Here is an 18,415-nt window from a genome sequence, read left to right on the forward strand (position 1 = left end):
ACGTTATACTTGTTTCGGAGTAAACGATACGATTTCTTCCGCCTTGACAATAATCCGATCTCCTACAGTAGCCAAACCTTTGCCGATGAGAAAACCTCTTTTCCTCTTCGTTACTTCAAAATAAAGATCCAGCCGATCTCCAGGCTGAGCCCGTTCATGCATCTCGACCTGATTCAATGAACTCAAATAGGAGATGCCCGTTTCGTCCATAGTCGCAAAGCCGCCTAACTGAGCCAATGCTTCAACGACCATCATATGGGGCATAAACGGATTCGCTTCGGAAATAAACCAATCGTTCCAGGTTACATTCTTGTATCCTCTGGCCCATTTTGAATGCTCAAAACCCGTTACCTTATCGATCATAATGAACGGATAGCGGTGAGGAAGCACATCAAGAATACGTATGTCATCAACGTTCACGATGTTATTCCTCCTGCCATTTGCGTACAGCCAGACAAACGTTATGACCGCCGAAGCCGAACGAATTACTAATCGCTGCACGGACTTCGCGTTCCTGGTATACGTGCGGCACAAAATTCAGCTCAGGGGCTTCAGGATTGTCGCAATTGAGTGTCGGTGGTACCTTGTTGTGGATCAAACTCTGTACAGTCGCGATTAATTCAACTGCCCCTGCACCGCCCATTAAATGGCCTGTCATCGATTTGATAGATGATATCGCCAGACGGGGGGCATGCTCTCCGAATACGCGCTGAATCGCATTGATCTCCATACGGTCGTTGAATGGCGTACTCGTACCATGAGCATTCACATAGTCGATGTCCTGTGGTGTCAAGCCACCATCCTGCAGGGCGATGTTAATCGCTTCTGCCGGACCGGAGCCCGAGGGATCAGGAGCTGTGATATGATAGGCATCGGTTGTGCAGCCGTAACCCACAACTTCGGCCAAAATGGTAGCTCCCCGGTTCAATGCATGTCCCAGTTCCTCCAGCACCAAGACTCCTGCTCCTCCGCCGATGACGAATCCATCGCGGTCCACATCGAACGGGCGGCTGGCCTTCTGCGGCTCTTCATTTCGTCTGGAGAGCGCATGAATATTCGCAAAGGAGGCCAAATCGAGCTGACTAAAATTCGCTTCTGCCCCTCCGGCGACCACCACATCAGCCGTGCCATACTGGATCGTGCGCAATGCTTCACCGATGGCATTACTTCCGGTAGCACAAGCTGTGACCACAGCAAACGAAGGTCCCTTGGCTCCGATCGCAATGGAGATTTCGCCCGGCGCAGAATTAATCATCATGGAGGAAACAAAATATGGAGAAACCCTTTTGGGACCAAGCTCGGTTAGCTTCCTGTAGTTCTCCTCTACTACGTCGAGGCCGCCTGCTCCAGATCCGACAATTACCCCCACACGTCTTGCATTCCGCTCATCAATCACTAATTTGGATTGCTCGACTGCCTGCCGGGCAGCCGCCAAGGCAAATTGAGTGAACTGTGCGACTTTTTGCGCTTCCTTCTTGCTCATATACTGCAACGGATCAAAACCCATAACCTGTGCGCCAATTTTTGTCGGTATATTGGTTGTATCAAATACAGTGACAGGTCCAATTCCACTCTTTCCTTCCAACAGTGAATTCCAAAAATCGGTAAGATTATGCCCGACCGGCGTTACGACTCCCTGTCCTGTTACTACAACACGTCTTCTCACTGTACCCACGTCCTTCACTGAAATTAATTCTTGGAAGCCTGTTGCTCGTAAAGAGGAAAGTCGCCATATACATGACTGATTTTCTCATGCACATCTGCAAGGTCAGCATATACCTCGACGACCACAAGCTTGTTCTCCTGATACTTTTCCCAAGCAAGCTGAAGCTGTCCCCGGGCCTCCTCCTTGCTCCGGATCACAAGGCTTTCGACGAACTCATACTGTGGAATTTGCATTCCTGTCTTGGCGGTCTCAGAGACAAATGGGAAGGACTGCCCTGAGAGGTGCTTGTAATTCATTTGATTTTGCAACCAGCCGTAGCCGCCATTATTCAGCACGAGATAGATTACCGGTATCCGGTACTGTACCGCCGTAATAAAATCCGGGGAAAAGAGATTGAACGCACCATCACCGACAAGTGCTACTACTGGACATTCAGTTGCCACACTTGCTCCCAAAGCAGCGGCCGCACCGAATCCAAGGCTCGTTTGATCACTGGGAACAATCGAAAGAGAACCTGCGGCAAAACGAAAATACGGATAAAAGTAGGACCACATATCCTGCAATCCATTCTCTTGAAGAAGCACCAGATTCTCAGGCAGCTCTGTCTGAATCATTTCCAACAGCTCCGGCACGTGAATTCCAGGAGTCTTTTTCAACTTTTCCAGATAAACGGCCCGTTGAGAAAAAGCCTTCTCTTTACAGCTCTTGATCATTTCAAGCCATTCTCCATCAGGCTTCTGCCCTAGCCGATCATGCCATTGCTCCACTGCGGCATATCCATCTCCCAGCACCTTGACACCCTTGTATTCATGTGCAAAATCCTCCAGCTCGACATTGACCTGAATTAAAGGTGTATCCTGCAGCAAAATATCCCACTCGAACGTAGCTGTTTCTTCCAGACGGCTGCCCAGCGTGATCACGACATCGGATTCCTCCCAGATTCGTCTCAAGCTGATATCCGTGTAGAGCCCGGCAACACCACAGAAAAGTTCATGCTCTTCATCAACTGCGCTCCGTCCCGAGGCGGTTGCGAACAAGGCCGCTCCATGCTGATTAGCGAACCGCTCTATTACATCGCTGTTCCCTGACTTCATTCCGCCTCCAACTAGAATAAGAGGCTTGCGGGCCGTCTCTATGATTCCCCATGCTGCATCCAGCTCCCGTAGAGACGGAGAGCATGAAAGTCTTTCGGGCGGGGCTGGCTGAAATCCAATCGGCACAGACTGATCCATCAGGTTTTCGGGCAGTTCAATGTAGACCGGACCTGGGGCTCCATTGATGGCCAAAAAAGCCGCCCGCTCCATCGCCCATACCAGCCGATCCACATGCTCAACACGATAAGCCCATTTTACGAGCGGCTTTACGAGTGAGATTTGGTCCGCTTCCTGAAAGGAACGGGTTCCCAGCTTGTCTCCTCCGGTGCCAAGTGCCAAAAGTAGAAGCGGAGCACCAAGGTTCTTCGCTTCCAACAGCCCCGTGAGTGTATTGCTGAGTGCTGGCCCTTTACCCACAACACAGACGGACATCTGGTTAGTTGTGAGCGCATAGCCTGCTGCCATAAACACAGCATTGCGCTGGTCTTTGCATAGAATAAAATCCATACCAGACGAGGGGAGTGACGATATGATTTGGAGATCATCACTTGGTAATCCAAAGAGATGCCGGACCCCAGCCGATTTTAAGTAGCCAATGATGGCATCCCAGGGGGATAAGCTTACAGTCATACCAGACTCCTCTTTTCCGACAAGTATTCTGCGACGATTTCAGAAATCAAAATCGGCTTCGAAACAAGCTTGTAATCGTGATAAATATAGTTCGACATCGTGCCATAGCCACCAAAGGGTTTATTTCCCTGATCCACATCCTCAAGTGTCTGATTAATGGTCAATGTGTGTTTCTTTCGAAGAACGTCCGCCAAGTGCTCAGACCCGTACAGACTGCAGCCCATTGCACGTTCGCTAAAATAACTGGAGGAAATACGCTTGGTCAGCTGCTCGTCGTCACGATAGATAACCACGTTGAAGACTGGTGAAAAATACTCGATAATTTCCAAATCCTCATCCAATTCGCTATATACAACCGTTGGCTCCATCTTTTTCGTACGGAAATCAATGCCGCCACCGTAAATAATAAACTTATCGTTTGTATTAAAATATTCAGATACCGAATACAGCGTATCTTTATAAAAAATAGGCGAATAGTTTGCGTTCGGATCATTGTTTCCTCCAAACACGAGTTGGTCAAGCCGCTTAATCAGCAAATCTTTAAAGCTCTCCCTCACATCCTGATGCACCAGAATGATGTCAGGTCCCAGGCAATCCTGTCCAGAGTTGTACAATCTCATTCGAATTACGTCCGTAACCGCTAATTCCAGATCGGCATCGGGTCCGATGATGAAAGGATTGATTCCTTGTCCGTAGAAAATGTAGAGCTGCTCTTTACGGATTTGTTTTTTAATCTTCTCCGCGTTGGTATAGCTCCCCGTAAACACTACAACATCAGCGGGCATCACGGAATTTTCCATGAACACCTTCTGGCTGACTTTACGAATATAGATGGGTAATCCGTGTACAGCCTGGAGCTTTTCATGCAGTAAGCTAACATACTCGTTTACATGAGAGGAAGGGCGAAAGTCTATATTCTCAACGTAGAGGGACGGAATCAAAAGGTATAATGCATAGGAGTATAAAATGACGTTAGAAGGCATGAATACAGCCATAGATCGTTGCCAGTCTGGCTGATAGGTTTGCACTTCTTGCAAAGCGCCGTGAAGTGTGGAGATCGTGGAATCCATTTCTGCATTGGCGGCCCGATAGGATGAAAATTGCGTGAGAATATCCATCACTTCCTGCCGATTTTCAATCAAATAATTGAGGCATTTCAGAATAGATTCATGCCTTTCCAAAAATAACGTGTTTTTTGCCAGTTCCGAATTCATACTCATAGTGAATTCTCCCTTTCCTTCATCGGTTTGTGGTAAATATCTTGTCTTTCCGAAAGACTACACTTTATAAACCAGACAGGGTCTCAGCTTTCAACACTTACCCTTTGCGAGTAGCAGCTTTCTGCAGGGCAACGCGCTCCATCTCCAGCCGATCTACTTTTCCATTGCGATTTAAAGGAAAATGGGCGAGCGGAAGCAAAAGATCGGGAAACATGTATGAAGGAAGTACCCGATTCATCTCTTTGCGGAGTATAGACAAGGACTGTGGGGATTCGCCTTCGATGAATGCAATAAGCAGCGTTCCTTTAGCCTCGTCTTCCAAGGTGATCACGCAGGATCGGTAACCTAGCGAACCCATCCGGTCCTCGATATAGACTGGAGATACCATATAGCCCATCCGGTTGACCGTCTTACCGTTGCGGCCAATGACATACAGCATTTCGTCATCCAGATAGCCCAGATCGCCCGTCTTGAACCAGCCGTCTTGTAGAACAGACTTCGTCAGGTCTGGACGATTCAGGTAACCTTCCATGCATCCGGCACTGTGTATCCACACTTCGCCTACATTGCCGTCCGCCTGCTGGTTGCCAGCAGTATCCAGTATTTTCAGGTTCACACCAGGCAACGGTTTGCCGCAACCCTTCGGACATTCCAGCGTCCCTAGTGTAACGTTGCCTAATTCAGAAAGGCCGTAACCATTCAGCAGGGGTTGTCCAAATATGTTGTTAAATTTCTCTTCGAGGTCTTGGGTAAGTGGGGAACCGCCTACGCACCACATGCGCACTGGAGATTCCTTGACCATTTCCAGTTGTTCGGGTTTTCGGTTTAGCATACGCAACAAGGTGTAAAAAGCAGAGGGGTTAGCGTCTACGACCGTCGCCCGGTCTTTCGTAATACTTGCAATGACGCTCCAGAGGTTTTTATGATTACAGATGATGAGAGAACATGAGGTTAACCACCAGGAGAAAATAAGTGAAATACCATAGAAGTGAGAAAACGGTACAACAGGGAGCATATGGTCAGACGGCAGGTAGTTCATGGCGTGTATGGAATGCCGGATATTGTCCATGAAGGCTGATCCAGCTTTCACGATTCCCTTGGGTTTTCCCGTCGTACCTGAAGAATACAAAATGAGGGCATCCGATCTCTCGCACCACTTGTTAAAGTCGATGCCATGGATCTCCGGTTCTCCAACCCAATGTGGGTGTACTGCTTTTTCTTGGATTAGATCCTGAATCAGAATAACAGATGCATGAGAAAGTCCTGGATCGCAATCGGTCAGGATGCAGCAGGCACCTGCTTCGTCGTAAATTTGAGCTATTTCATCAAGTACAGTCTGCTCGTCCACTACAGTCACCGAAACAGCAATGTTGCACAAGGAGAACAGAGACACAACAAACCAGTAGGAATTGGCCGCTTTCAGTATCACTCTGCCATCTTCCGGAATTCCTCTGAGAGCCAGCATTCGGGAGAAGATCGCAACATCCCGCTCCAGGCGCTCCTTGGTCATAATTCCTTCAGGTGATATGATACGGCAATCCGTATGCGTAACAAGCACAGCGTTCCCTCCTTACATCCCCGTAATATGGTAACCGGCATCCACATGAATAACTTCACCCGTAATGCCTCTTGATAAATGGGAAAATAAGAACAACGCGGTATCTCCGACTTCAGACGTATCGACCGTCTTGCGTAAAGGCGTAATCTCTTCAATATGCTTGAGCATCGTGCTAAAATCCTTAATACCATAGGCGGCCAAGGTCCGTATGGGGCCAGCCGAAATCGCATTTACACGAATGCCGTAAGTCCCCAAATCGTTCGACAAATAGCGCATGCTGGCTTCCAGTGAAGCCTTTGCCACACCCATAACATTGTAATTTTGGATCGCTCGTTCTGCGCCAATATACGTCATGGTGACAATACTCCCACCCTCCGTCATCAGCGGGTAAATCCGCCTGGAAACCGCAGCCAGAGAGTAGGCGCTGATATCCTGGGCAATGGAGAATCCCTCACGAGAGGTGTCGACGAACAGGCCATCCAAGTCCTCAGCCTTAGCATAGGCAACACTATGAAAATAACCATGCAGGACGCCAACCTTCTCCTTTAGAAAATCCGCCAGAGCATCAAGCTCTTCATCGCTCTGTACATTGCAGGGACAGACCATGGACCCCGGAATCGTTTCAACGAGCTTTAGCACCCGATCTGCAACTCTCTCATTTTCGTAGGTGAAAATGAGCTTTGCCCCTTCAGCCGCTAAAGATTGGGCTGCCCCCCAGGCAATACTCCTGTTATTAGCCACGCCCATAATCAAAATGTTCTTACCGCTCAGCAGTACTGCCACATAAACCACCTTTCTTTTTTTACATTTTTCAACAAATAAGATATTTGTTTTTTATGTCTACATTCATAGACATATGTAATGTTTTCTGGCATTATTATCATGTTAGTTGCCAAAGTTAAACAACCGCCATTTTTGTCAAATACAAGGATTCATTGAAACTTCATGAAGATTAAAAAATGCTATTTTTCGAATGAGTTCGACTGTAATCACGAACCCCTTTCTTTCGGGGATTCAAGCGCCTTTTATCCGATAGCTTGTCCTGCCAACTAGCAAAAACATGCGCTTGGACCCTATGTAATTCGCGCAAAGGTGACCGTAGTCATAACCGTGCTGATTCTATTTTGTCTGTGTTCAAATCGGAAGGAATCGATAGGAGTAAAAAAATGGAAGTATACATAAGGTGACTGTCAAAGCGGGTCCAATATATAATCTGCATATTCTATATATCTGCAATAGCAGCAGGTCTACCAACTAACGGAAGTGACAACTTCATTTTTCACCCTCAACGTTCCTCCCGATTTGAACATCCTGAGTGATTGTCCCTTATTTCATCAAGAATGAAACCTGTTCTCTCTTTAGGCTATCTCTTATTTTTCCTAGGAGCAAAAGTATAGCTAAAGGAAACAATAAAGTCGATTGCCAGAACAACTGCCCATGTTCTCATAAGGCCATCCAAGGCAGCCGTACGCTGTGGATCACCTACATACACAATGATCGCGAGCAACAGAGCGTTGCCAATAGCCCAGCCCAAGAGGTGAAGCAGCCAAACCGTCCGTTCCTCTTTGGCATGCACGGCACCATATTTAGGTTTAGGCTTCGGTCCCTTGCCGAACCAATAAGAGAACCGCACATCCGCCCATTTAATCATCCTATGACCAAATGCCACCGTGATACCGAGATAGCAGGCCGCCAAGCCAGTAGCGGTCGTAATCTCCATCCCGCTGCTCACCGTAATGAACACCGCAATCAGCAGCAGGATATCAATGACTGGAGTGCACAGTAAAAGAAGGCCGCCTAATTTCTTTTTGCCAAACATATATCTTGTGATCAACCCTAAAACAACAAAAACCCAGAACAGAACTTCAGCAAAAATAATAAACAAATACATAATGAATGATTCCTTTCAGCTTAGAGTTTAGTAATTACCTCAGCTACCCCCCTTTCCCGCCCATTATCATACAATATCATACATAAAATTCCTAGTATTCTGTCTAAAATTACATAAAAGGAAGTAAATAGACTTTTTTCTGCAAAAAGTTATCTGTTTAGGCGGTTGCTGTCGCTTATTCAAGTAGGACACTTTTCATGATATGCTGCACATTAGATGATGTTAATGAAAAAAAAGATGCACCCGTGCCAATCAGCACGGATGCATCTTTTCTTGCTATTAAGCTATCCAATTACGATATGCCCTTCGGGACGACGGTACAGCGTCTTGGTCGAACGTGGACGAAGAGCATAAGCAATCGTAAGAGGACCAATTCGACCAATGAACATGGTCACACAAATGATCAGCTTGCCTGCGTCAGACAATCCCGGCGTCACTCCTACGGACAACCCTACCGTTCCGATGGCGGAAGCCGCCTCAAATGCGAGGGAGAGAAAAGGTGCATCCTCTGTCATTAAGAGCAGCATAACGACAATCGAGAATATAAAAAGCGCCAGTATAATAATGGTCAGCGCCCGCATCATGATATCGTTGGGAACCCTATGGCGGAAGAACACAATTTCCTTCTGACCTCGCATGACGGCCAACAATGCACCAATCATCAGCAGGAATGTGGTTGTTTTGATTCCGCCCCCGGTAGAGCCCGGCGAAGCTCCGATAATCATCAGCAGCATGATAAAGAACTGACTGGCCTGCCTCAAGCCACTGATATCTACTGTGCTTGTTCCCGAGGATCGTGTAGATACGGATTGAAAAACAGAAGCGTACAATTTCCCCTCCCAATTCAACGAGCCCAGGGTACGAGCATTGGTAAACTCAAAAATGAATATAACAAGTGCTCCGATCACAATAAGCGCACCCGACACACTTAGCACCATTTTGGAATGAAGACTCAGTCTCCGGGTGCGGCGAAAATCGAACAGATCACTCAGTACAAGGAAACCCAATCCCCCTGAAATGACAAGCACAGATGCAATCATATTGAATACAAAATCTCCAGCATACTGTTGGAAGCTGCTCCCAAACAAATCAAAGCCCCCGTTATTAAAAAGAGATACCGAGTGGAATATTCCGTAGTATATCGCTTGTCCGACAGGCATCTCCCTCATCCACCGCAAAGCCATGACTATGGCAGCTATCGCCTCAATGGTAAAAGAGAAGATCAGCACCTTGCGAATAATGCGCACAATTCCTTCCATGCTGTCGGCATTAATCGCTTCCTTCAGCAGCAGTCGGTCCTTCAGCGACAATCGTCGCCCCAGCAACAATGCAAACAAGGTCGCCAAGGTCATAAAACCCAACCCGCCCAACTGCATCAGCACCATAATGACGGTTTCTCCAAACATCGTATAGGTTGAATTCACGTCCACCACGACCAATCCGGTAACACAAGCAGCCGAAACAGACGTAAACAACGAATCAATCCAATGCGGAGCATGTCCACTATGATTGGAAATAGGAAGCATCAGCAGCAAAGTGCCTAATGCAATAATCAGCAAATATCCGATGACCAATATAAAAGGAGGCGATGCAAACCGGGCAAGCTTGACGCTGCGTTTCATTAGAAATACTCTCTCCATCCATTCTTATGAAAAAGAGGAACAAGACACGGGAAAGAAGCCCGGCTGATCCTCTATATTCATAATGTTATGTTATTCTACTGTACGTTACGCATATGCGGGAAAAGCAGCACGTCGCGAATGGACGGCGCATCTGTCAGCAACATAACCAAACGGTCAATGCCGATACCCAGCCCGCCTGTCGGCGGCATACCATATTCCAATGCACGGATAAAATCATCATCCATTTCATGAGCCTCATCATTGCCATGCTCACGTTCCAGCAATTGTGCTTCAAAACGCTGGCGTTGGTCAATCGGGTCATTCAGCTCGGTGAATGCATTTGCATGCTCACGAGCTACCACGAACAGCTCAAAACGATCCGTAAAGCGCGGATCTTGCTCATTTCTCTTCGCCAGCGGCGAGATTTCAACCGGATGACCTGTAATAAAGGTCGGCTGAATGAGCGTTTCTTCTACGAATTCTTCAAAGAAAGCGTTCAGGATATGGCCAAAGGTCATATGCGGCTCTACCTTTACATTATGCTCCTTCGCAAGGCGATGAGCTTCTTCATTACTCAGATGTGCTCCAAAATCCACGCCTGTTACTTCTTTAACAGCATCCACCATCGACACTCTGCGCCATTGCGGTGTCAAATCCACTTCATGACCTTGATACTGAATGCGTTGTGTGCCAAGCACTTCCTGCGCAATATGAGCGACCATGTTTTCCGTTAACTGCATGATATCCTTGTAGTCGGCATACGCTTCATACAGCTCAATCATTGTAAACTCGGGGTTGTGGCGTGTGGAAACACCTTCATTACGGTATACGCGTCCGATCTCATATACTTTCTCCATTCCGCCGACAATCAGTCGTTTCAGATGAAGCTCAATGGCAATACGCATATAAAGCTGCATGTCCAATGCATTATGGTGCGTAATAAACGGCTTCGCCGCTGCCCCGCCAGCAATGGAATGCAACGTGGGAGTCTCAACTTCCAAATAACCGAGCGAGTCCAAATAACGGCGCATGGATTGAATAATGCGAGACCGCGTAATAAATGTTTTTTGCACTTCCGGGTTCATAACCAGATCAACATAACGCTGACGGTAGCGCAGCTCAACATCCTTCAGACCATGATATTTTTCCGGTAATGGATACAGGGACTTGGACAAGACCACAATATCCAGCGCCTTAATCGTAGTTTCTCCCGTTTTGGTTTTGAACAGCACACCCTTAATGCCGACAATATCGCCCAGATCCAAAATACTGAATGCTTTATACTGCTCTTCCGGTACACTGTCCTGACGAACATAAATTTGAATACGTCCGCTAAGATCCTGTATATGAGCAAAGCTGGCCTTACCCATCACCCGTTTAGCCATGATACGGCCTGCAATGCTAACTTCAAGATTCTTTTCTTCCAGCTCTTCCTTGGTCAGACTGTCATACTTGCTTAGCAGTACGCCCGCTTCAGCCGTGCGTATGTATTTACGTCCAAAGGGATCAATGCCCAATGAGCGAAGCTCGTCCAATTTGGCGCGGCGAATTTGCAACAATTCACTTAATTCCTCGCGATTTTCCTGTGATTCCTGATTTGTAGTTTCATCCGACATGGTGCTAAATCAGCTCCTTCATTATGAGTAAACGGGCCGGGGTCCGTCCGGGTGTAGAGAAAAAAAGCTTCCTTGTGGAAGCTTTTGCATTTAATTCCAAGGTCCGTTTCTTATTTCTTGATATCCACAATTTTATATTGAATAACACCTGCTGGAACGGTTACATCCACAACAGTTCCTTTTTTCTTGCCAAGAATTGCCTTGCCAACCGGACTTTCATTGGAAATTTTGTTCTGAAGCGGGTCCGATTCAGCGGAACCGACGATCGCATATTCTGTTATATCTCCAAATTCCAAATCTTCAACGGTTACAGTTGCGCCTACTCCCACAACATCGGTGTCAATTTCATCACTATTGATAATGCGGGCATTGCGTAGCATTTTTTCCAGTGTAATGATACGGCCTTCAATAAAAGCCTGCTCGTTCTTTGCATCCTCATACTCGGAGTTCTCACTGATATCCCCGTATCCGATGGCTACCTTAATCCGTTCCGCCACTTCGCGGCGTTTGACAGACTTTAAGTTCTCAAGCTCATCTTCGAGCTTTCTAAGGCCTTCCTGTGTCAGAATGACTTCTTTATCGCTCATCTTAACCGATTCTCCTGTCATGGGAAAAGTTTAAAAGTGCATCGGAATGCACGCTTTCAAAACATCATATGCCACTCTGAGGGAATGAGAACATTTCCTGCCGTTGTCTTAAAAGCTGCATACGATTAGTAGCATACATCAAGATTTTATACTGAACGATTATAGGGCAAGCAATTGGAAAAGTCAATCGTTCACAAAGGGAGCAACGACTTCATTATTGCGCAACAGCGGCAGGAGAAGCAGCGCCTGTAGAAGGCTCATCGTTTTCTACCATGTGCAATTGAGATACAAATTGATCCAAAATACGCACCATATCATCACGTTTGGTTTCTTCCATAATGACGTCCTTAATGCGCGCAGAGCCTTTTAGTCCTTTAAGGTACCACGCCAGATGCTTGCGCATTTCGCGGACGGCCACGGCTTCACCTTTCAGTGACACCAGACGATCCATGTGCAGAATAGCAATACGGATTTTTTCTTCCGGTGATGGATCAGGCAAAAGCTTACCTGTTTGCAAATATTCAATCGTACGGTACAGCATCCACGGGTTCCCCAGAGCGCCGCGTCCGATCATCACGCCATCACAATTGGTCAGATCCAGCATGCGGCGGGCATCTTCCGGTGATGCCACGTCACCATTCCCAATTACAGGGATGGAAACTGCTTCTTTAACCTCTTTTATAATATCCCAGTTCGCATGCCCCGTATACAGCTGTTCCCGTGTGCGGCCATGCACGCTAACGGCCTGACCTCCAGCCCGTTCTACGGCGCGGGCGTTCTCTACGGCATAAATATGCTCGCTATCCCAACCGATGCGCATTTTCACCGTCACCGGCTTGCTTACGGACTCCACGACAGCAGATACCATTTCATAAATCTTATTTGGATCAAGCAGCCAACGGGCACCTGCATCACATTTGGTCACCTTGGGAACCGGGCAGCCCATATTAATGTCAATAATATCCGCGTTCGTCTCCTGATCTACGACCTTCGCTGCCTCCACCAAGGACTCACGGTCTCCCCCGAAAATTTGCAGGCTAAGCGGCTTCTCACGCTCATCCACAAACAGCATCTCACGCGTACGTTTATTCCCGTGAATAATCGCCTTATCACTAACCATTTCCGCACATACCAGACCTGTGCCGAATTCCTTGGCAATCAGGCGAAAGGCAGGGTTGCACACGCCCGCCATCGGAGCCAGCACAACCTGGTTTTTCATTTCAATACCGCCGATTTTCAACATATCTGTTCACTCCTTTATGCCTTCTATATATATCGTACACTTATCGTTATTCCGTCAGTTCCCGGACTTCAATTTCTAGCGTTTGGGCAATAATGCTCAACATGTCAGGCTCCAACGAACGATTGCCTCGCTCCACAGCACCCAATACGGCCAAGGATATGCCGGTTCGTTTAGCCAACTCCTGCTGTGTCAATCCTTTAAGCTTTCGGAAGGCGCGGAGCCGTTGCGCCAGCTGCATGTTTTCCAAAGTTGTATGCCATCCTTTCCATCCAATGAATTCAATGCAGTATGCACGATACTGTACAGACCGGATGGATCTTGGTTCGGAACGATGTCAGCCAATGGCACAAGCACAAAAGCACGCTCCAACATGCGGGGATGAGGAAGTTCCAAATCCGGTGTAACCAGCTGTGCGGCTTCCATCCATAACAAGTCCAGATCAATCGTACGCGGACCGTTAGGAATATGCCTTACTCTACCCAGACGACTTTCCACCTCCAGCATAAAAGCCAGAAGCTCCTCGGGAGCAAGTGTTGTAGCTACGGCTGCCGTCATATTCAAAAAAGAAGGCTGATCCAGATACCCGACAGGTTCTGTCTCGTACAAGCTGGAGCAGCGCAGCACCCGTATACCCGGATGTTCGTCCAGCGCCGTGATGGCTTCATACAGGGTATGCTCGCGCTCCCCCAAATTAGCCCCTAAAGCAATATAAGCCTCTGATGCCTCAGAGGTCGAATGTGCGTTCATGTACGTTCCTACTTTCTTGCGCGATAAAGCTCAACCGTCACGCCCTCAAAATGAATATCAAACGGCGGATGCGGCTTTGTGACTTTGACAGTCAGTGCATTTACACTAGTATAAGTGTCCAGTAGAGAAGATGCAATACGTTCGCCCAAAGCTTCAATCAATTGGTAAGATTCCTTTTCTACAATATCTTTAACGGTGTAATGCACCTCAGCGTAATTTACCGTTTTGTCCAATGCATCCTGCTCGCCCGCCTCACGCAGATCAAGCTCCAATTCCAAATCAATGTAGAAACGCTGTCCCAGCTTACGTTCCTCGGGAAAAACGCCGTGATATCCGTAATACTCCATACGATGCAAAACCATTTTATCCATTCGTGGGTAGTCCCCCTGCTTATATAATAAATTCTTTTCTGAAAATACAGTGACTTTATGCTGGTAGTAGCGTAATGAAGGATTTGAATCCCGTTGCAACAGCGATCGCAGGATCAAATCATTCATGAAGCGGGCTTTACCCGTCATAACTCAGTGGATTTTTAGACCCGTACACCATCGCATCACACATACGTACCGTGCGCTTGATTTGCGCCACATCGTGTACACGCACCATCTGGCAACCTTGAGCAATGCCAAAGGCAACCGTAGCCGCTGTACCCTCCACCACATCATCCACAGGCAAATCGAGTGCTGTACGGATAAATCTTTTGCGCGACGTAGCCAACAATAGCGGAAAGCCTAGCTGACTCAATGTATCGAGAGAAGTCATGGCATGAATATTTTCATCGTAATCCTTGGCAAAGCCGATGCCTGGGTCCAAAATGATCTGTTCCTCGCGTACACCTGCATCCAGTGCCAAGCTGATGCTTTCTTTTAAATCAGCCAGCATATCGGATACCAAATCGCTATAGTTGCGATCATGACGATTGTGCATCAAAATGACTGGACAATCGAACTCTGCAGCGACACGTGCCATGTCAGGGTCTGCCTTAAACCCCCACACATCATTAATGATATGGGCCCCCGCTTCAAGTGCCTGCCGGGCGACCTCGGCTTTGTAAGTATCCACAGACAACGGAATGTGCGGTGCGGTGCGATGGATTGCCTGGATGACCGGAATGACCCGGGCCAGCTCCTCTTCCACACCTACCGGTTCATGACCCGGACGTGTAGATTCTCCGCCAATGTCAATCACATCGGCTCCATCCTCCACCAGCTTTAAGGCATGTGAAACAGCCAGCTCCGGACTATGATACTTTCCCCCATCGGAAAATGAATCCGGCGTCACGTTCAGTATACCCATGATCTGTGTGGCTTGTCCGAGCGTAAGCTCAGCATTCCCCATGCGATAGCTGCGTTGATAAAGAGTTGGTATGTTCACTTGATCCCTGCTTTCTGTCTATAATCGCGCAACAGCAAGCCTGTTATGGACCCGCTCTGTGCCAAGGAATCCGGTACGTGGTGCATCGTTCCGTCCGGCTCCAGCAGCAGATGGACAGGCCGTATTTCCTGTATGGAGTTGGTCATAAAAATTTCATCAGCCTGCTGCAACTCATCCCAGCGGTATAATCCTTGCTCATAGGGAATGCCTTGTGCTTCTGCCAGCTCCAAAATAAGCTCGCGTGTAATGCCTGGCAGAATGCCTGTAGACAGGTCCGGCGTATACAGCGTACCATGTTGCACAAAAAACAGGTTGCTGACCATCCCCTCTGCCAGAAAACCATTGGCTGCAAGCATCATGCCTTCGGCCTTATACTGGACGGCTGCGGCGTACTGCTGAAGCTCACGTTTTGCAAGAATATTGTTCATATAATGGAGTGATTTTAAACGAATCTCACCCTCTGGTGTGTTTCTCGGGGTTCGCAGCAGTTGAAGCGCCGATGGGGGGGCCGATCCCCCGACCTGTGTATTTGCAGAAGGCAATGGCTTGGCGAACAAAATATGGTTAGGCCGCGTGTAGTCACCGGATGGCAAGCCTAGCACCTCTTCACCCGCCGATACGGTGTAGCGGATATAGGCTTCGCCCAGTCCATTTGCCACCATCAGACCCTGGATTTGTCTCGTAAGCCGCTCCTCGTCCGGTTGAAAAGGAATGCCGAGCATGCGGCACCCTTCCGCCAGTCTATGCAGGTGCCGATCCAGTAAAAATGGAACACCTTTGTAGGTGCGAAACGTTTCAAACAAGCCCATCCCGTATAAAAAGCCGTGATCACTTACGTGAATCACGGCTTTTGCGGCTTCCGTGAGGACGCCGTTGACTCCGATATATTTCATGAATCAGACGCCTACCTTACGTTTTAGGAAATTGCGCAACAGTTGATGCCCGTAGTCGGTAATAATGGATTCGGGATGGAACTGGACTCCTTCTACGGCGAATTCTTTATGCCGCAAACCCATAATTTCACCTTCTGCGGTTTCAGCGGTAATCTCTAGACATTCAGGCAGGCTCTCGCGCTCCACCAGCAGCGAATGATACCGGGTCGCTGTGAACGGGGATGGCAAGCCTTCGAATACCGAATTATTGTGATGGAGAATTGGTGATGTTTTACCGTGCATGAGCCGTTCAGCCCGGATCACCTTACCACCAAAAGCCTGTCCAATGGCCTGGTGGCCGAGGCATACGCCGAAAATCGGGATACGACCTTTAAAATGACGGATCACATCCAATGATATTCCCGCCTCGTTCGGTGTGCATGGACCCGGCGAGATCAAAATATGCTCTGGTGCCAGCTCTTCTATGCCTTTCACATCAATCTCATCATTCCGCTTTACGGTTACTTCTTCGCCGAGCTCACCCAAATATTGAACAAGATTGTACGTAAACGAATCATAATTATCAATCACCAAAATCATACGACTCACCCTCCTAGGATACCGCTCTTGTTCAAAGCAGCTTCTTCTTCACCACATTGTACCGCCTTCATGACAGCTCTGGCCTTGTTCCGACATTCCCGATATTCCCTGTACGGGTCTGAATCAATAACGATACCCGCGCCTGTCTGTAAATAGGCAGTGCTGCCTTTGACAGCTAGTGTTCTTATTATAATATTTAATTCCATATTCCCGTTATAGTCAATCCATCCAAGCGATCCTGTATAAGGACCTCGACGGACAGGCTCTAATTCTTCAATGATTTCCATCGTGCGCACCTTGGGTGCTCCGGTAATGGTCCCGCCCGGGAAGGTAGCGGCAATCACATCTATAGCCGTACGACCGGGGGCTAATTTGCCTTCAACCTGAGAAACCAGGTGCATCACATGCGAATAATATTCGACAGTCAGCAGCTCAGGTACATGTACCGAGCCATATTCGGCAATCCGTCCGATATCGTTACGTTCCAAATCAACGAGCATAATGTGCTCGGCACGTTCTTTTTCACTCGACAACAATTCGGCAGCCATAGCGGCATCCTCATCCGGTGTCAGCCCTCTTCTCCTCGTACCTGCAATAGGTCGTGCGCTGACACGTCCATCCTCCAGCTTCACCAGCAGCTCTGGAGAGCCACTGACGATCTGTAAATCCAGCATACGCAGCATCCCCATATAAGGAGAAGGATTCAATAGACGCAGCCATTCATATATATCTTCAGGGCTGGCTGCAAGCGTACGTTGCTGGCGAATCGACAGGTTAACCTGAAATACGTCACCCTGTGCGATATATTCCTGTACACGTTTCACGGCATGTTCAAAATCGGTTTGGTTGAATGCGGTTTCCCAACCTTCGGATTCTTGATGAACAGCTGACAGCTCCGCTTCGGCAAGCCTTGTACAACGACGAGAATACGCTGGATCAGCCTCTCCGGCATCCATGATTTTCTCCCACTGAGTCAACATCCGTTCTGCTCGACGAACAGCTTCCGCATAATACTCGCAAATTATGTTATTTTGCTCAGCTAGCGCAACCTGATCAGCAAGATCGGCCTTGCTATCAGCTTCAGCAGGGACAGGAGTGGGCAAGTGAACGGCACAATATACGCAAGATTTTTCATGATCATAAATCCATAGCTCATTCACTCTCATCCACACATAATCAGGGATGTCTGTATCATCCGCGGCCCGAATAGGCAAACGCTCCAGCGAGCGAGCTACATCGTAGCCCAGATAACCCGCGAATCCTCCAGTGAAAAAAGGCAGGCCAGGTATATGAGGCGCGCGGTAGGGGGCGATCCAGTCGTTCATAACGGTCAGAGGTTGACCATATATATCGCCATGCTCCCCATTTTGCAGGTCCGTCCAAACTGCATGTTCTCCCTTGCCTTCCAATATGGCAACCGGATTTAGGCCCAGATAGGTATATCTCCCGCCTTTACCGCTCTCCAGCAAGAAGGCATATGGCGATGCATCCTCCCATGCCTTGCGCCATGATAACGGCAAACCGCCTACGGGCAACTGATACTCGGCAATATAAGGAAGTATACTCCAGCCTTCTTCCTGCCAAACCTCCCACTGCGCGGCCGTCACTCTAGCTGTCGATTTCATCCGTGTGCGCTTCCCCTTCCATTCCTTTGTGAAAAGTCTGTATTCTCTCCTTAAAAACAAACCCCCACCC

The 18,415-nt window shown here is 48.0% G+C and carries 18 protein-coding genes; all 18 read right to left on the reverse strand.

Annotated elements, in window-relative coordinates:
• Positions 1–3: 3 nt before the first annotated feature.
• Positions 4–420, reverse strand: coding sequence for a 3-hydroxyacyl-ACP dehydratase FabZ family protein (locus B4V02_RS24810; protein ID WP_094156807.1), 417 nt, complete (start codon positions 418–420; stop codon positions 4–6).
• Between the two features lie 4 nt (positions 421–424).
• Positions 425–1,666: a beta-ketoacyl-ACP synthase II gene (fabF, locus tag B4V02_RS24815; RefSeq protein ID WP_094156808.1), complete on the reverse strand. Its 1,242-nt coding sequence runs from the start codon at positions 1,664–1,666 to the stop codon at positions 425–427.
• 23 nt (positions 1,667–1,689) lie between these two features.
• Positions 1,690–3,390, reverse strand: coding sequence for a thiamine pyrophosphate-binding protein (locus B4V02_RS24820; RefSeq protein ID WP_094156809.1), 1,701 nt, complete (start codon positions 3,388–3,390; stop codon positions 1,690–1,692).
• Positions 3,387–4,610, reverse strand: a complete 1,224-nt coding sequence (locus tag B4V02_RS24825; protein ID WP_094156810.1) for an aldehyde dehydrogenase family protein — start codon at positions 4,608–4,610, stop codon at positions 3,387–3,389. The genes B4V02_RS24820 and B4V02_RS24825 overlap by 4 nt, the downstream gene beginning before the upstream one ends.
• 97 nt (positions 4,611–4,707) lie before the next feature.
• Positions 4,708–6,168 (reverse strand): class I adenylate-forming enzyme family protein, encoded by a 1,461-nt coding sequence (locus B4V02_RS24830; protein ID WP_094156811.1) that lies wholly within the window; start codon positions 6,166–6,168, stop codon positions 4,708–4,710.
• Positions 6,169–6,180: 12 nt separating this feature from the next.
• Positions 6,181–6,951: an enoyl-ACP reductase FabI gene (gene fabI, locus B4V02_RS24835; RefSeq protein WP_094156812.1), complete on the reverse strand. Its 771-nt coding sequence runs from the start codon at positions 6,949–6,951 to the stop codon at positions 6,181–6,183.
• 580 nt (positions 6,952–7,531) lie between these two features.
• Positions 7,532–8,059: a hypothetical protein gene (locus B4V02_RS24840; RefSeq protein ID WP_094156813.1), complete on the reverse strand. Its 528-nt coding sequence runs from the start codon at positions 8,057–8,059 to the stop codon at positions 7,532–7,534.
• A 284-nt stretch (positions 8,060–8,343) separates the two neighbouring features.
• Complete coding sequence (locus tag B4V02_RS24845) at positions 8,344–9,681, reverse strand: TrkH family potassium uptake protein (RefSeq protein ID WP_007428057.1); 1,338 nt, start codon at positions 9,679–9,681, stop codon at positions 8,344–8,346.
• A gap of 95 nt (positions 9,682–9,776) precedes the next feature.
• Positions 9,777–11,297, reverse strand: coding sequence for a lysine--tRNA ligase (gene lysS, locus B4V02_RS24850; protein ID WP_010349571.1), 1,521 nt, complete (start codon positions 11,295–11,297; stop codon positions 9,777–9,779).
• A gap of 110 nt (positions 11,298–11,407) precedes the next feature.
• Positions 11,408–11,884, reverse strand: a complete 477-nt coding sequence (gene greA, locus B4V02_RS24855) for a transcription elongation factor GreA (protein ID WP_007428055.1) — start codon at positions 11,882–11,884, stop codon at positions 11,408–11,410.
• A gap of 214 nt (positions 11,885–12,098) precedes the next feature.
• Positions 12,099–13,127, reverse strand: a complete 1,029-nt coding sequence (dusB, locus tag B4V02_RS24860) for a tRNA dihydrouridine synthase DusB (RefSeq protein ID WP_094156814.1) — start codon at positions 13,125–13,127, stop codon at positions 12,099–12,101.
• Between the two features lie 46 nt (positions 13,128–13,173).
• Positions 13,174–13,374 (reverse strand): helix-turn-helix domain-containing protein, encoded by a 201-nt coding sequence (locus B4V02_RS24865; RefSeq protein ID WP_179031160.1) that lies wholly within the window; start codon positions 13,372–13,374, stop codon positions 13,174–13,176.
• Positions 13,317–13,874, reverse strand: coding sequence for a 2-amino-4-hydroxy-6-hydroxymethyldihydropteridine diphosphokinase (gene folK / locus B4V02_RS24870; RefSeq protein ID WP_094156815.1), 558 nt, complete (start codon positions 13,872–13,874; stop codon positions 13,317–13,319). Before folK ends, B4V02_RS24865 begins: the two co-directional genes overlap by 58 nt.
• 8 nt (positions 13,875–13,882) lie before the next feature.
• A complete protein-coding gene (folB, locus tag B4V02_RS24875; RefSeq protein WP_007428051.1) occupies positions 13,883–14,245 on the reverse strand; it encodes a dihydroneopterin aldolase in 363 nt (120 codons plus the stop codon).
• Positions 14,246–14,381: 136 nt separating this feature from the next.
• Positions 14,382–15,248: a dihydropteroate synthase gene (gene folP / locus B4V02_RS24880; RefSeq protein WP_094156816.1), complete on the reverse strand. Its 867-nt coding sequence runs from the start codon at positions 15,246–15,248 to the stop codon at positions 14,382–14,384.
• Complete coding sequence (locus B4V02_RS24885) at positions 15,245–16,141, reverse strand: aminotransferase class IV (protein ID WP_094156817.1); 897 nt, start codon at positions 16,139–16,141, stop codon at positions 15,245–15,247. The genes folP and B4V02_RS24885 overlap by 4 nt, the downstream gene beginning before the upstream one ends.
• A gap of 3 nt (positions 16,142–16,144) precedes the next feature.
• Entirely contained in the window at positions 16,145–16,720 is a 576-nt protein-coding gene (gene pabA / locus B4V02_RS24890; RefSeq protein WP_007428048.1) for an aminodeoxychorismate/anthranilate synthase component II, read from the reverse strand.
• 5 nt (positions 16,721–16,725) lie between these two features.
• Positions 16,726–18,345: an anthranilate synthase component I family protein gene (locus B4V02_RS24895; protein ID WP_094156818.1), complete on the reverse strand. Its 1,620-nt coding sequence runs from the start codon at positions 18,343–18,345 to the stop codon at positions 16,726–16,728.
• Between the last annotated feature and the right edge of the window lie 70 nt (positions 18,346–18,415).

Source organism: Paenibacillus kribbensis, from assembly GCF_002240415.1.
GTDB lineage: Bacteria > Bacillota > Bacilli > Paenibacillales > Paenibacillaceae > Paenibacillus > Paenibacillus kribbensis.